Source organism: Vibrio sp. 1078-1, assembly GCF_033340475.1.
This window is the reverse complement of sequence record NZ_JAWOWM010000008.1, coordinates 54,639-70,142: the sequence shown is the minus strand read 5'-3', so window position 1 is coordinate 70,142 and position 15,504 is coordinate 54,639. Positions and strand designations below refer to the sequence as shown.

General features: G+C 46.2%; 12 protein-coding genes. 7 read left to right on the top strand and 5 right to left on the bottom strand.

The window, feature by feature from the left end; genetic code table 11:
* Positions 1–291: 291 nt before the first annotated feature.
* Positions 292–3,966: an exodeoxyribonuclease V subunit beta gene (gene recB / locus R7190_RS15865; RefSeq protein ID WP_042521442.1), complete on the top strand. Its 3,675-nt coding sequence runs from the start codon at positions 292–294 to the stop codon at positions 3,964–3,966.
* A complete protein-coding gene (recD, locus tag R7190_RS15860; RefSeq protein ID WP_186584705.1) occupies positions 3,966–6,113 on the top strand; it encodes an exodeoxyribonuclease V subunit alpha in 2,148 nt (715 codons plus the stop codon). Before recB ends, recD begins: the two co-directional genes overlap by 1 nt.
* 34 nt (positions 6,114–6,147) lie before the next feature.
* On the opposite strand, the gene R7190_RS15855 is transcribed toward recD, so the two are convergent.
* Both R7190_RS15855 and argA read right to left on the bottom strand, forming a co-directional pair.
* Complete coding sequence (locus R7190_RS15855; protein WP_005380230.1) at positions 6,148–6,336, bottom strand: hypothetical protein; 189 nt, start codon at positions 6,334–6,336, stop codon at positions 6,148–6,150.
* Between the two features lie 416 nt (positions 6,337–6,752).
* Positions 6,753–8,090, bottom strand: coding sequence for an amino-acid N-acetyltransferase (gene argA / locus R7190_RS15850; protein WP_012841478.1), 1,338 nt, complete (start codon positions 8,088–8,090; stop codon positions 6,753–6,755).
* Positions 8,091–8,252: 162 nt separating this feature from the next.
* Here argA and R7190_RS15845 point away from each other — a divergent pair, with 162 nt between their 5' ends.
* The 5 genes from R7190_RS15845 to R7190_RS15825 all read left to right on the top strand — a co-directional run bounded on the left by R7190_RS15845 (position 8,253) and on the right by R7190_RS15825 (position 12,672).
* Positions 8,253–8,708, top strand: coding sequence for a DUF2850 domain-containing protein (locus tag R7190_RS15845; RefSeq protein WP_005380234.1), 456 nt, complete (start codon positions 8,253–8,255; stop codon positions 8,706–8,708).
* A 273-nt stretch (positions 8,709–8,981) separates the two neighbouring features.
* On the top strand, positions 8,982–10,085 hold the full coding sequence (gene mltA / locus R7190_RS15840; protein ID WP_085569837.1) for a murein transglycosylase A: 1,104 nt from the start codon (positions 8,982–8,984) through the stop codon (positions 10,083–10,085).
* Between the two features lie 99 nt (positions 10,086–10,184).
* Positions 10,185–10,994 (top strand): tRNA cyclic N6-threonylcarbamoyladenosine(37) synthase TcdA, encoded by an 810-nt coding sequence (tcdA, locus tag R7190_RS15835; RefSeq protein WP_005380241.1) that lies wholly within the window; start codon positions 10,185–10,187, stop codon positions 10,992–10,994.
* A 19-nt stretch (positions 10,995–11,013) separates the two neighbouring features.
* Entirely contained in the window at positions 11,014–11,442 is a 429-nt protein-coding gene (gene csdE, locus R7190_RS15830; RefSeq protein WP_186584706.1) for a cysteine desulfurase sulfur acceptor subunit CsdE, read from the top strand.
* A 309-nt stretch (positions 11,443–11,751) separates the two neighbouring features.
* Positions 11,752–12,672, top strand: coding sequence for a sensor domain-containing diguanylate cyclase (locus tag R7190_RS15825; RefSeq protein ID WP_017820777.1), 921 nt, complete (start codon positions 11,752–11,754; stop codon positions 12,670–12,672).
* A 33-nt stretch (positions 12,673–12,705) separates the two neighbouring features.
* Here the strand turns inward: R7190_RS15825 and csdA are convergent, their stop codons facing one another.
* The 3 genes from csdA to panE are packed head-to-tail and all read right to left on the bottom strand — an operon-like array spanning position 12,706 to position 15,403.
* Complete coding sequence (gene csdA, locus R7190_RS15820; protein ID WP_186584707.1) at positions 12,706–13,917, bottom strand: cysteine desulfurase CsdA; 1,212 nt, start codon at positions 13,915–13,917, stop codon at positions 12,706–12,708.
* Complete coding sequence (locus tag R7190_RS15815; protein ID WP_053304083.1) at positions 13,917–14,516, bottom strand: DJ-1 family glyoxalase III; 600 nt, start codon at positions 14,514–14,516, stop codon at positions 13,917–13,919. Before R7190_RS15815 ends, csdA begins: the two co-directional genes overlap by 1 nt.
* On the bottom strand, positions 14,513–15,403 hold the full coding sequence (panE, locus tag R7190_RS15810; RefSeq protein ID WP_186584708.1) for a 2-dehydropantoate 2-reductase: 891 nt from the start codon (positions 15,401–15,403) through the stop codon (positions 14,513–14,515). Before panE ends, R7190_RS15815 begins: the two co-directional genes overlap by 4 nt.
* Positions 15,404–15,504 lie beyond the last annotated feature (101 nt).

Here is a 15,504-nt window from a genome sequence, read left to right as displayed (position 1 = left end):
TGGCCGCCAGAAAATCATTATTTTTTGTAGGGCGTTCGCTGTACGGCCACAAGGTCAGAGGGACCATGATACTTTTGTTTAATTCATTTGAGTTGTGCCGCCAAAAGGTTTGGCTTATCTCGTGGGGCGCATACTAACGGTACGTCTTATGGATAACCGTGAGAAAGATCTCACAAAGCTCTAAATTATCCAACTTGTTAAACATATTAATAGAATTTTTAACTATAGATCACATTTATTAGGTGATACGTCCTAGTAAATAATCCGGAGAGATTCAGCGTTATGGATCAAATGTCAGGTGCAGAGTGTCCTCTACATACGTTAGACCGCACAGAGCAACCTCAACCAACGCCACTAGAACCGATGACGTTTCCTCTGCATGGTGCGAGGTTAATCGAGGCATCAGCAGGTACAGGTAAAACCTTCACTATTGCAGGTTTATATCTGCGCCTTTTGCTTGGTCACGGCAGCGCGGAAACTCGGCATCGCGTACCGCTTACGGTCGACCAAATTCTGGTCGTAACCTTTACCGAAGCGGCAACTGCGGAATTACGCGATCGTATCAGGGCAAGAATCCATGATGCGCGAATCGCGTTTGCGCGTGGACAGAGTTCCGATCCGGTGATCCAACCTTTGCTTAATGAGTTTGACGATCACAAGCAAGCCGCAGAAATTTTATTGCAGGCAGAGCGTCAGATGGACGAGGCGGCGGTCTACACCATTCACGGTTTTTGCCAACGTATGCTAACGCAAAATGCGTTTGAATCTGGCAGCCGATTTAATAACGAGTTTGTGACCGATGAAAGTCACCTAAAAGCGCAAGTTGTAGCCGATTACTGGCGCCGCAATTTCTACCCATTGCCATTTACTTTGGCGGGAGAAATCCGCCAGCTATGGGGCTCTCCATCTGCGTTGTTGTCTGACATCAGCAATTACTTAACCGGTGCGCCGTTAAGCCTTTCTGTTCCAGCAATGAAAGGCAGTTTGGCTGATCTTCATACTGAAAATCTGAAAAAAATTGATGGATTAAAAGCACAGTGGCGAGAAAGCCAAGATGACTTCTTAACGCTAATTTCAGATTCAGATATTAACAAACGTAGCTATACCAAAAAGTCTCTGCCGACGTGGTTGGAGGCGGTAAACGCTTGGGCGGCAACGGAAACTACAGGTTACGATTATCCAGACAAGCTGGAGAAATTCGCGCAAAACGTCTTGTTGGAAAAAACACCGAAAGGCAGTGCGCCGCAGCATGCAGTATTTGAAGTCATTGAAACATTTCTTGCCAACCCAATCAGCTTAAAAGCGCCACTGCTTGCTCATGCAATTGAACATTGTCGAGTGATGCTGGCTAACGCGAAAAATCAAAAACAGTGGCTCTCTTTCGATGATTTGCTAACGCAACTTTCTGCTTCTATCGATACGGACGAAAGCGAGCTTTTAGCGGCGCGTATTCGTACTTTGTATCCTGTCGCAATGATTGACGAGTTCCAAGATACCGACCCGCTTCAATACAGTATTTTCAGCCGTATTTATCTGAACAACCCGGAATGTGGTTTGTTTATGATCGGGGACCCCAAGCAGGCGATTTATGGCTTTCGTGGCGCAGACATTTTCACTTATATCAAAGCGCGTAACCAAGTAAGTGCCCACTACACGTTAGGAACCAACTGGCGTTCTAGCGCAGATATGGTGCAGGCGGTAAACCAAGTATTTGCTTTACCAGACAGTCCATTTATCTATGATTCGGATATTCCGTTCTTACCCGTTAAGTACAGTCCCAATGCCGAAAAACGCATTTGGACTATGGGTGGCCAAAAGCAACCCGCGCTGACCTATTGGTTGCAAGAAGCGGACGATAAACCGCTACCAAAAGGCGAGTATTTGACTCGAATGGCAGAGGCGACTGCAAGCCAAATCCAAACTATTTTGACGCAGGCTCAACAGGGGCAAGCGTGTCTGGTGAATGGCGAAAAACAGAAAGCGGTTCAAGCGGGCGATATCGCAGTGTTGGTTCGAACAGGTAGCGAAGGTCGGATGATCAAACAAGCGCTAGCAGACCAAGGTATTGCCAGCGTGTACCTGTCTAACCGAGACAGTGTGTTTACCAGTTCAGTGGCGCAGGATTTACAGCGTTTGCTGCAAGCGGTGCTGACTCCAGAAAATGACCGTGCGCTGCGTGCAAGTCTTGCCTCTGAGCTGTTTGCCCTCGACGCAGCAAGTTTGGATGCACTTAATAACGATGAAGTGGTGTGGGAAAACGCCGTAAACGAATTCAAAGAATATCGCAAACTTTGGGTTCAGCGTGGTGTGCTGCCGATGTTGCGCGCGGTGATCAGCAAACGCCATATTGCCGAGCGATTACTAGAAGAAGGTGCGAGTTCACAGGGTGAAAATGGTGAGCGAGTACTTACCGATTTAATGCACATTGGTGAACTGCTTCAACACGCCAGTAATGAACTGGATAGCGATCACGGTCTGCTGCGTTGGCTCGCTCAGTCTATCAGTGATGCGGAAAACGGTTTGGGTGGCAGTGATGACCAAATCCAACGTTTAGAATCGGAACGTAACTTAGTGCAGATCGTAACTATTCACAAATCAAAAGGCTTGGAGTATGACCTCGTATTTCTGCCGTTTGTGTTCAGCTATCGAGAAGCCAGTGAAGCCAAATATTACGATGCAGCTAATGACCGCACGGTACTGGATATCACTGGCAACGATGCGTCCATGAAGCAAGCGGACAAAGAGCGTTTGGCGGAAGACTTACGCTTGATATACGTGGCACTAACGCGTGCTGTTTATGCGTGTTTTATTGGAGCCTCGCCTTTGCGCAATGGTCGTTCGACCAAAGAGCCAACTGGCGTACACCGCAGTGCGATTGGCTATTTGATTCAAAATGGTCAAGAAGGTGGCATTAACGATTTGTACCAAGGTTTAACAAAGCAACAAAACGAGCTTGATTGTGTCGTTGTGGCCGATCTGCCGCAGCAACTCGAAGACAAGTACGTAGCGCCACAAGAAGAAATATACGATCTTAGCGCGAAAGAGCTGCAAAACCCTATCGACAGAAACTGGCGCATCACCAGTTATTCTGGCTTGGTCAAGCAAGGCTCTCATCACGCCGAGCATGATGCCACGATTGAGATTACGGGTTTTGATATCGACTCATCTGAAGAACAAGACGAAACGGATTTGGTGGAGCCAGAGCGTTCTATTTTTACCTTCCCTCGTGGTGCGCGTCCGGGTACGTTCCTGCATAGCCTGTTTGAGGAAATTGAATTTACTCAGCCAGCCACGACGGAAGAGAATACACAAATCATCCTTGGTTTGATGGAAAGCGAACAGCTCGATGAAGAGTGGTTGCCCATTTTACAGCAATTGATTGCTACCGTACTCGCAACGCCGTTGGATGGTAAGTCTTTGCTGCTGAATCAAAAAGCACCGTCGCAACGTTTGGTGGAGATGGAATTTTTGCTGCCGATTGAAGTTTTGTCTGCGCCGGCGTTAAATCGAGTCATTCAACGTCACGATCCGTTGTCGGCGAAAGCGGGGGATTTAGGTTTCCAAACCGTGCAAGGCATGCTCAAAGGTTTTATCGACTTGGTGTTTGAACATCAAGGTAAATACTACGTGCTTGACTGGAAATCGAATCATCTTGGCGACGATGTGACGCACTACCATGGTGAGGCTCTGAAATCGGCGATGGCAGATCACCGCTACGATTTGCAGTATCAGATTTATGCGTTAGCACTGCATCGTTTCCTACGTAGCCGATTGGCCAATTATGATTATGAACAGCACTTCGGTGGCGTGTATTACTTGTTCTTGCGCGGCATGGACGGGCAGAGTGACCACGGCATTTTTGCCGCGAAACCAACCTTAGACTTCTTACAAGAGATGGATCGTTTGATTGATGGTCAAGCACTTGAAACGCGCTCAACTCAAGCCGGGCAGATGGAGCTACTTTAATGACGACAAATTACAATCTTCATTCTGACCAAGATAGTCTTTTGGTAGTGCTGGAACGCTTGGCGCACAAAGGTGCTATTCGTCAGCTCGACTACCAATTCGCCTGCTTTATTGATTCTCAAACGCATGATGAACAGTCGGACAGTCAAGCATTGGCGTTTATCGCGGGTGTTGTCAGTAGTGAGCTTGGTAAAGGACATATCTGTCTGTCTCTGTTCGATGCACAAGGGCAATCTACGGATTTAGCCAGTAAGTTAGGGCTGTTTGGTGAGTCAGCATTGGCGCTCAACACACAGTTGCAAGGCATAGACTGGATTCAAGTATTACAAAATTCCAGCGTGGTCGGCGCGCAAGGAGAAGCCTTGCCTTTGATGTTCGATGGTGAGCGTCTGTATCTGCATCGCTATTGGCATTATGAAGTGACACTGGCGGAAAAGCTCAATCAGCTGGGCGCCGCAGTTAACTTGCAACCACAAGAGTTTGCGCGATTATCCGAGTTGCTCAACCATTTATTTGCACGCCAATACCATTTTCTGTTTAACGCGTTAGGCAAAGCAGTAGAAGCGGGAAGCAGCAACCAAGTGTTGCGTCAACAATTGGTGTGTGACCACCTTGATGTGGTCGCAAGCGAATCGTTGGATTGGCACGCCATTGATTCCGTGCTTAGCAATGCGCGCAAGGTTCAAGATTTGCAAATACTGGATGAACTCGTACCACTCTCGGCTTGCGTGAACTGGCAAAAAGTCGCGGCGGCAGTTGCGTTAACCCGTCGATTTGCTGTGATTTCTGGTGGTCCAGGCACTGGTAAATCGACGACAGTAACCAAATTGCTTGCCGCTTTGATTGAACAGGCGACGCACGAGAAAAATCTAACCATCAAGCTGGTGGCCCCGACGGGGAAAGCGGCGGCGCGATTAACCGAGTCCATTGGTAAAGCGGTACAAGAGCTGCCAGTTTCTCCGGAGCTAAAAGCCAAAATTCCGACTGAATCAAGCACCTTACATCGGTTGCTGGGTGCGATTCCTAATAGTGCAGAATTTCGTCACAACAAGCAAAATCCACTGCATTTGGATATTTTAGTTATCGACGAAGCGTCGATGGTCGATTTACCAATGATGTACAAAGTGGTCGATGCCTTACCGAAACATGCGCGGCTGATTTTGCTAGGTGATAAAGATCAACTTGCCTCAGTTGAAGCAGGGGCAGTGTTGGGTGATATCTGTTCGTTCCATGCGTTGGGTTATGGCAAAGAGCAGGCGTCAGCCATCGCAAAACTGACGGGCTTCGATACTTTAGCCCATACGGGTAACAGTGCATCTAGCATTGCTGATAGTTTATGTATGCTGCAAAAGAGCTACCGATTTGATGCTCGCTCAGGCATTGGTCAGTTGGCAAAAGCGGTTAACTCCGGTTCTGCTGCGAGCGTAGATAACGTCTGGGCGCGTGACTTTTCTGACATCGAACATTTCGCGCTAAGTAGTCAACATTACAACCAAATGATGCAGACGTTGGTGCAGGAATACGGTCGTTACCTCAAACGCATTGGACAACAGGAAACAGATCCTAAAACCGGAGAGCTAGAGTCGCTAACGCACAAAGCCAAAGCGGTGTTAGATACCTTCAACCAATGCCGACTGCTGTGCGCGATCCGTGAAGGTGATTTTGGTGTGGCTGGGCTAAACCAACGCATCGAGAAATCGCTCGCGGCGCGCAAGTTCATTCAAGTTCAGGATGAAATTTGGTATCACGGCAGACCCGTCATGGTTACGCGTAATGATCACGGTTTAGGTTTGTATAACGGTGATATTGGTATTTGCATGCGAGATGACACTGAAGAAGAACCGCGTTTGAAAGTCTTTTTTGAGTTACCTGACGGCAGTGTGAAATCGGTCTTACCGAGCCGAGTACCTGAACATGAAACGGCTTACGCCATGACCATCCATAAATCGCAAGGCAGTGAATTTGATTACACCCTGATGATTTTGCCACCAGACTTTAGCCCGATATTAACCCGTGAGTTGATTTACACAGGCATTACCCGCGCGAAAAAGCGTTTAGCTCTTTACGCCGAACTCAATGTTCTGAAGCGAGGCATTAAGGTGAAAACCACTCGCGCGAGTGGGTTAGTAAAGCGGCTTACCAACTAAAACAAGAAGACCGAGCTTATGGCTCGGTCTTCTTTTATGCATGTTTTGCAAACGCATTGGTAAAAGACACGCTGCGTATTTTGTATTGCTGTTGATAAGCAAGAATAAAATCTCGGATAGCGTCATTTACGGGGAAAACACAGTGGACGTCTAGGCCTTCTAAAAACTGATTGTCAGCCATATCCCAGAAGCTTTGAAGCGAATTACAAATGATTGTTCTCATAACAGTGCTCGTCTCGGCTTATTTAAAGTCAGATTAACAACTGTCCTTGGTGTGCAATACGGAGCTAACTAGTTTTTCAATTGCCCAGTATTTTAGGGTGAAGGCTACATTACATCACCTAGATCCATTCGTATTGGTTAAAAACCAATCACTAGCGAGCAGAGTATAGCCAACCAAATGTATATTTAAAAGATAAAATTGGAACGAAAATCAAGCAATGGTTTGCGTATTTCTAAGTTGGTGTTTATATGATGACTCGCTAGTCCGGAGTAGGGTTTATGTGTGGCCTTACTCCTAAACAAACTCGTTCCTAAACAAGCTCGATGTGCAGGATTGAGCGTTAATGAGCTGAATCCCGCACCTTGAGGTTTTGGTATAGCGGAGCGTTAAATTTTGCTTCGTGATTTAAGGTTAAGCTACAAATCTAGCGCTAAGATTTTTGACTTACGCTGGAAGTTATATAGCCCTTGTTTGGCTCCGGGCAAATAGTCGACACTGACTTCGTAAAAACCTTGCTCTCTGAACCAATGCAGACTGTGTGTCGTGAGGACAAAAATCTGATCAATGGTTTCGGATTTAGAACGATGTTTCATGTAGTTGAGCAGTAACAAACCTCGGTTCCCATCACGATAGTCAGGGTGAATCGCTACGCAAGCCATCTCAGCTTTGCGCTCTTCTGGGTATGGATAAAGGGCAGCACAGCCAATAATCAAGCCGTCTTTTTCGATGATGGTAAATTTTCCAATCTCTTGCTCTAGCTGTTCTCGAGAGCGCCTAACCAGTACACCTTGTTCTTCTAACGGGCGAATGAGGTCTAAGATACCGCCAATATCGTCAATATTAGCTTGCCTCACTTGTTCAGCGCTCGCCATAACGACTTGGGTTCCGATACCGTCGAAAGAGAACAACTCCTGAATTAGGGCTCCATCCACTTTATAGCTGATCAAGTGGCTACGAGGCACTCCGGCACGACAAGCGGCAATAGATCCTTTAAGAAAGCGCAGTGTTCCAGTGTTGTAATCTAGGTCAGGAGACGTATTTTCAGAGAGCGTTTTGATGACATGCTCCGCTTCAATTGGCAGTAACTCGGCGACAGCATTGCCGTTGTCATCAATGACACCTTGTTCGGAGCAAAAACCAATCAGCTTATCCGCACCCAGCTTTATCGCTAGTTGGGTGGCGACTTCTTCCGATAATAAATTGAAGCACTCGCCAGTCACAGAGCTCGCAATGGGGCCAAGTAGCACAATAGAGCCTTGGTCGAGCGTGCGATTAATCGCGTCGGTGTCAATGCGGCGAATACGTCCACTATGGCAATAGTCCACACCATCATCAACGCCGAGTGGTTGGGCAATGATGTAGTTTCCGCTAACGACATTGAGCTGGGTACCTGCCATCGGAGTATTGTTGAGGCTCATTGATAGGCGCGCAGTAATCGCAAGCTGAAGTTGTCCGGCAGCTTGCATAACAACAGATAAAGCCGATTCATCCGTAATGCGGATATTTTTGTGGTAAGGCGTAGTGAGGTCTTGTTTTTCTAGCAGCTGATTAATTTGAGGACGTGCACCATACACCACCACGACTTTGATTCCGAGGCTGTGCATGAGGGCGATATCATTAATAATGTTGCCAAAATTTTTGTGTGCGACGGCTTCTCCGCCCAGCATGATCACCATGGTTTTTCCGCGGTGAGCATTGACATAAGGTGTTGATTGACGGAATCCTTTTACGAGAGCAGTACTACGAATTTTCACTACAGCCATTCCTTTGTTTAATTATGCTAAAATTATGCCTTTTTATTCATTGAGTGGCAAGGTGAAATTTTGGAATAAAGCACAAACATATTGAGGTAGGTTCTTGGTCCCGTTAAAAGGGAAGGTTACAATGGTGGCGTCTTTCCTCAATACGTGAACCTCATGTCTTCTGCTGTTAATAAGAATGCTGCGATCACTGCTTCAAATCTGTCAAAAACGTCATCTAAATCAATGCTTCGTAAGTGGCTAGAGCGTTCTCTCATGCTTATAGCGATAGTTGGAACCGTTGTCGTGTGCATGCTGTATAGTGATTTGATTACTCGAACCATTAATCCGCCCATTCCCAAATCGACAATTTATGGTCGCTGGGTTGAGCAAGATGTTGCGCCTTATGCTCGTGAAGAATTTGTGTTGAGTGAGCGCGGTGTTACCGTAAATGGTTCTACAGTGGCGACCAGTTTTGAATTCGATGGGGATTCGTTTTCGTATCGAGTAGGTTCAAATGAGCGGCACTTCAATTTTGTGGGTAAGCAGCATGCAGAAATGAAGCTGGATGCTAATGCACATTATCTACCTGTATTCCGTTTAGAGGGACGTGCAAGGATAGCGGTAAGATAGTCGTTTTTATTATTGTCTTTTAAGCAGAGCTCTCTTGCGTCTGTGAGCCATATGGATGATCACAATTTCATCTCTCAATCAGTAAATTTTACTTCCAAACATAATCCGGACAATTCCGTAATTCTTCCGCTGTTATCATGTTGCATTAACTGAATGAATTTACAACGAGTAAACGGATTGGCTTAGCGTTGAAACATTTTGTCGTTGCTTTTCAATTGCACCGTAAGCATTTGTTTGCCATCCTTTTGCTATTCTCTTTTACGGAAAAGACACGTGTTAAAAAAACTCCTTCCTATTATCTCTTTGAGCCTACTCTTTGGCTGTGCTCAACAAAATGATCGTGCTCAGCAATATCTTGATGGTGAGTTTCCTCAGATCCTCAATCAAGTGGATGTGGTTGAGTCTAACAAACCACGCGATTTTACTGAATTTAACAAGCAAGCTGAGCAAGTGGTGATAAAGTCACCATCCATGGCGAAGATGTACCAACCGCTATATCAACGATTAAGTGAGTGGGCGCAACAGAGCGGAGATACCAGTGCGTTGAGTGCGTTTGGCATTCAAGCCGCGCAATTGGGTGGTGGTGATCAAAAAGGTAATGTGCTGTTTACCGGATACTTTTCTCCCGTGATGGAACTGCGTCATACACCAAACGACATTTTTAAGTACCCAGTTTATGGCAAGCCAAACTGCTCATCAGATTGTCCGACTCGCGCGGAGATCTACAATGGAGCACTAGATGGACAAGGTTTGGTGCTAGGTTACGCGCCTAATCGTATCGACCCGTTTATGATGGAAGTGCAGGGCAGTGGCTATGTGCATTTTGAAGATGATGATACGTTGGAGTACTTCGCGTACGCAGGGAAAAATAATAAAGCTTACGTTAGTATTGGCCGCATTTTGATTGAACGTGGTGAAGTGCCGCGTGAAAAAATGTCCCTCAAAGCAATCAAAGAGTGGGTGATGGACAACGACGATGCGACAGTGCGCGAGTTGTTGGAGCAAAACCCTTCTTACGTCTTCTTTGCGCCAAAAGCGGAAGCGCCAGTAACGGGGTCGGCTGGTATTCCTTTGTTGCCAATGGCGGCGGTCGCGGGTGACCGTTCTATCTTACCAATGGGTACGCCAATCTTGGCGGAAGTGCCACTGTTGAATGCTGATGGTACGTGGAGTGGTGCGCATCAACTGCGAATGCTGATCGTTTTAGACACTGGTGGTGCGGTAAAACAGAACCATTTGGATCTGTATCATGGCATTGGTGCGAGAGCAGGAACGGAAGCAGGTCACTACAAGCATTTTGGTCGAGTGTGGAAACTTGGGCTGGAAAACTCACCAACTCAAGCGCCTTGGGCTTTGCCGCCAGAAAAGCTACAATAGCGACCCAAGAAAGAGGAACCGCCTCTTATCTAGACATTTCATCAAAGAGTGCGTATAAATCGCACTCTTTGTTTTTCTATCGATCATCTGGACTTCAATATGCGTGAACTCGATACCCCAGCATCTGACAGCTACAATCAACGCTTTGGCGGCACTCGTCGTCTTTATGGCAACAGTGAAGTGGACATTCTTCGCGCTGCACACGTTTGTGTTATTGGTATTGGTGGCGTGGGTTCATGGGCGGTCGAAGCGCTGGCCCGTACTGGGATCGGTGAGTTGACTCTGATTGATATGGACGATGTTTGTGTCACGAATATTAATCGCCAAATTCATGCGATGACGGGCACCGTTGGCCAAAGCAAAATTGAAGTGATGGCCGAGCGTGTCAAATTGATCAACCCAGAGTGTAAAGTCAATCTGATTGATGATTTCATCACGCCAGACAATCAACATGAGTACTTAAGCAAAGAGTTTGATTACGTGCTAGATGCGATTGACAGCGTAAAAGCGAAGGCGTCTTTGTTGGCGTATTGCCGCAGCAATAAGATCAAAGTGATCACTACGGGGGGCGCTGGTGGTCAGGTTGACCCAACGCAGATCATGGTCGCTGATTTAACGAAAACGATCCAAGATCCTCTAGCGAAGAAAATCAAAGACACCTTGCGTCGTCATCATAACTTCCCTAAGAATCCGGCTCGTAAGTTTGGTATTGATTGCGTGTTTTCAACCGAGCAGCTGAAGTACCCTCAAGCAGACGGTTCAGTGTGTGGTGTGAAGTCGACAGCGGAAGGCCCAAAACGTATGGATTGTGCTAGCGGTTTTGGTGCGGCGACTGTTGTAACTGCAACGTTTGGCTTTGTCGCGGTATCGCGAATCGTTGAGAAGTTGATTTCAAAATATAAGAAGTAAACTAGAAGAAGAGCGCATCATGACAGATTTTCCCGTTTCTCCATTTGGTACAGATATCACCAGCGAAGACATTGTAGCGACTATGCAGCAATTTAAAGGCTGGGAAGATCGTTACCGTCAGGTTATTCAGTGGGGTAAAAAGCTGCCACAAATGCCAGAAGAGCTGAAATCAGAACAAGTTACCGTTTCGGGTTGTGAAAGCTTGGTGTGGTTAGTGAGCCAAGAGCAAGATGGCGTTTGGCATTTTTGTGCGGACTCCGATGCGCGTATCGTCCGTGGATTGATTGCCTTGGTGATGGCGGCTTATGACGGAAAAACGGCCGATCAAATTCAAGCATTTGATATTGATGCTTATTTTGGTCAACTGGGGCTTGTCTCCCATTTAAGCCCGTCACGTGGTAATGGCTTGAAAGCTATTGTAGAGCAGATTAAGCAAACCGCCGTGTAACGAGTCATTTTCCCAATTCTTAAAAACGCCGAATAACCTAGCTGTTTGGCGCTTTTTTGTATCTGAGTTGAGACATTTTTTGCATATGGATAAAAAGTATGCAAATAGTCGACTATTTTAGTGTTAATTAACCTTTCTATTGATCCTGGTTCATTATATTGCCCACTTGGTTTTTATAAACTCAATTGTATTTAAAATTTGTCTATATTAGATAGTAGACATATGCCTCATTCGCTCCTGTTCCCCAATGCTGACACGCATTTGGAGGCGATTGGGATATTTAGGTACAAACGCTAGGAACCTCCCTATATGCAATTCACCTTGGAACATGCGCAAGACGTATTATCCGGAATGCCAGACCCCACTTTTATTCTGAGTGAAGATGGTATCTATATTGATGTTTTTGGAGGAACAGATAAAAAAGCCTATCACGATGGAAGCAATTTGATAGGTAAGACACTTCACAGCGTACTTGAAAAAGATAAAGCCGACTGGTTTATCGAGCAGATCAGTCGATCACTGAAACAAGACAGTATTGTGACGATCGAGTACAAGATGTGCGCCGACAGCATTCAGGGAATAGATGCCAACAGTGGACCAAGAGGCGACCTATACTACGAAGGCAAGATCTGCCCACTCGCTATAAAATACCGGGGTCGTCGCGTTGTCCTTATTCTTACACGCAACATCTCCAATCGCCACCGAGTTGAAACCCTTCTTCGCCATCAAAGCCAAATAGATGCTCTCACCAATATCTACAACCGACGTGTTTTTTTCGAAAAGCTCACAGAAGAAGTTATTAAATCCCAAGCTCCAGATTATCACTCCGCGTTGTTATTGTTTGATTTGGACTTTTTTAAAGTCATTAATGATAAACGTGGTCATGATGCGGGGGATTATGTCTTAGAGAGCTTAGCTGATTTGGTTTCTCACTTACTCGTCAAAGACGAAATTTTTGCAAGAGTCGGAGGGGAGGAGTTTGCGATTATTTTGCCAGAAACTTCTCTGTCGGCGGCGAAAGAGGTAGGAGAGGAAGTACGTTCCCACATTCAAAATTGTCAGTTCGAATTTGAAAAGATTGAAATTCCGGTCACGGTGAGTGTAGGCGTGGTGGAAATAGGCAGAAATGAAACCACCAAACGTTTGTATGCGCATGCAGATAAAGCGCTTTATGCTGCGAAAAGAAATGGCAGAAATTGCGTGGCGACTCTGGATAGGCAGATGGAGTAACCTTGTTGGTTACTCCAAATCAAACCGTTGGCGTTATAGCATGTCGACGGCTTTCTCTACGGCGGCGATGAGTTTATCCACATCTTCAGCCGTGTTATAAATACCAAAAGAAACGCGTACCGTGCCTTTCACATTTAGTGCATCCATCAATGGGTGAGCGCAGTGGTGTCCTGCTCGTACCGCAATGCCTTGTTGATCGAGCAGCGTCGCCATGTCTTGGTGATGAACGCCGTCCATGACGAACGTCAGTACAGAGGCATTCGGTTGATAGCCTAGAATATGGATGTCATCCAAAGCGCTTAGTGCTTGGTAGGCCTTATCCTGAAGCACATGGAGATGAGTCTCTACTTCGTGATGGTCAAAACCTTGGTACCACTCAATGGCTTTCGCTAGAGCAATCGCGCCCGCAACGTTTGGTGTGCCCGCTTCAAATTTACCAGGAAGTGCAGAAAACGTCGTTTTTTCGAAAGAAACACGTTCAACCATTTTACCGCCGCCGTGCCATGGTGGCATGGCTTCCAAAAGTTCAAGCTTGCCGTATAAAACCCCAATGCCTGCTGGTGCATAAAGTTTGTGACCTGAGAAAACGTAGAAATCGATATCTGATGTCGATAAATCAAGTTGCTCATGTACGATGCCTTGCGCGCCATCAACTACAACAACTGCGCCAACGTTGTGCGCCAGTTCAGTGATTTTTTCGATAGGTTGGCGTGTGCCTGTTACGTTGGTTATTTGTGCGCAAGTAACAATTTTACAGCGGTCAGACAGAAGCGCCTCAAATGCACTGATGTCGAACTGACAATCTGATGTCATCGGAACTTTAATGACTTTAGCCCCCGTTTGCTCTGCCACGATTTGCCAGGGCACGATGTTGGCGTGGTGCTCCATCTCGCTAATCAAGATCTCATCACCTGGTTGTAACGTGCTACGGGCGTAGGTTTGAGCAATTAAGTTCAGTGCTTCGGTTGCGCCCCGTGTCCAAATGATCTCTTTAGAGCTGTTTGCACCAATAAAGCTTGCCACTCGTTCTCGTGCCGCTTCAAATTGGCTGGTGGCATTAGCCGTTAAACTGTGGCTGCCACGGTGAACATTGGCATTTTGCGCACTGTAGTAATGACTGATGACATCAATCACACATTGCGGTTTTTGCGTTGTCGCTGCGCTATCTAGATACACTAAGGGCGTATCGTTGACGGATTGATTTAGAGCGGGAAATTGCTCACGTACAGCATTTACGTCAAACATTATTCTTCACCAAGCTTGTGGTAGTGCAGAGTAGGCAGAGGGATCATTGGTTCAGCAACTGACCATGCGTGTTTTTTACCTGAGAGTTGAATGATTACTTCCATCGCGAACTCTAAAGCTGTACCCGGACCTTGACTAGTGATCAGGTTGTGGTTGATATCAAAGGTCACGCGTTTGCTGCGCCACTTCTCTTCCGGGATATGTGACTGAAAGCTCGGGTGACAGGTCATCAGTGATTGTGGGAAAAGATTATGGTGTTGCAATACCAACGCCGGTGATGCGCAGATAGCAGCAACCAATTTTCCCTCGTAGATGTGCTGCTTAAGGATTTCTATCATCACCGTACTATCACGGAAAATTTCTGCACCACCAACACCACCAGAAAGCGCTATGGCATCAAACTCATCATCAGCGATATCGACCAGCTTACAATCTGCCGTTAATGTGACTCCGCGAGAAGCTTTCATCGTCAATGAGCCATCAAAAGCAGCACTCGCTACTGTAACGTCATAACCCGCGCGAACCATCATGTCGATGACGGTGACGGCTTCCATTTCTTCGGTGCCTGGAGCGATTGGTACTAAGATTTTCTTACTCATTGTTCTGTCCAGCTTTGTTCTATTTGTTTGATGCGTTGGTAAAGTTTTAAATTCTCAGGCGTATTGATGCGATGTTTCTTGGCAGCCTTTAACAAGTATCCGGTTATAAAATCAATTTCCGTTCGACGCTGATGGAATACGTCTTGTCTCATTGAAGAATAGTTCTCAGCTGTGGCGTTCACCACTTGCATTACCGTATCGAAAAGAGAGCGAGACTCGATAGCAATACCTTCTTTACTCATTACTTCAACCAGTTCTTGAGTGATGCTTTCGAGTTGTATCTTAAACTCGGGCTTCGCAAGTTCACCATTCTTACACTGGAGAATCGCAGTCAGTGGGTTAATCGCGCAGTTGATCGCTAACTTAGTCCATAACGCAGATTGGATGTGTGGATTCCAAATGGCCTCTGGAAGGGCATTATGCATAACATCTTTCAGAAAAGTGCACTGCATTCCTTTGTCATTATAACCACCCGCTTGCGTTGTTCCGTGACCGGTATGCAATACGTGTTGGTTATCTGGTTTGTATGCGCCGTGCGTCGTTGTTGCGAGCACTATCGGATTGTTTGGCACAACCTTCTCCAAGGCAGAGGCAGTACCCATACCATTGTGCATCAGCATGATAATCGTGTCTGTATTGATATGAGGGAGCAAAGGCTGAATGGCGTCTTCCACTTGCCAAGCTTTTACCGTGATCAAAATGAGGTCCGCTTGATTTACGGAGGAAATATCTTGATTACTGAATACGATTGCGGGTGTGTCATCCAACTGAAGTGATTGTTGTCTCTCTGAACTTCTTCCCCACAATGAAACATTGTGCCCGGCAAGCTTAAATTTTGTTGCCCAGAGTGAGCCCACCGCACCTGGACCGAGGATAAGGATATTCACCAAACGCTCTCATTAAAAAGGTTTGCTGCAAGGATAATGAGGGAAAAAAGGAAAGCAAATAAAAATGGCGCCGAAAGGCGCCATTTTTGAGCAAACTTAGT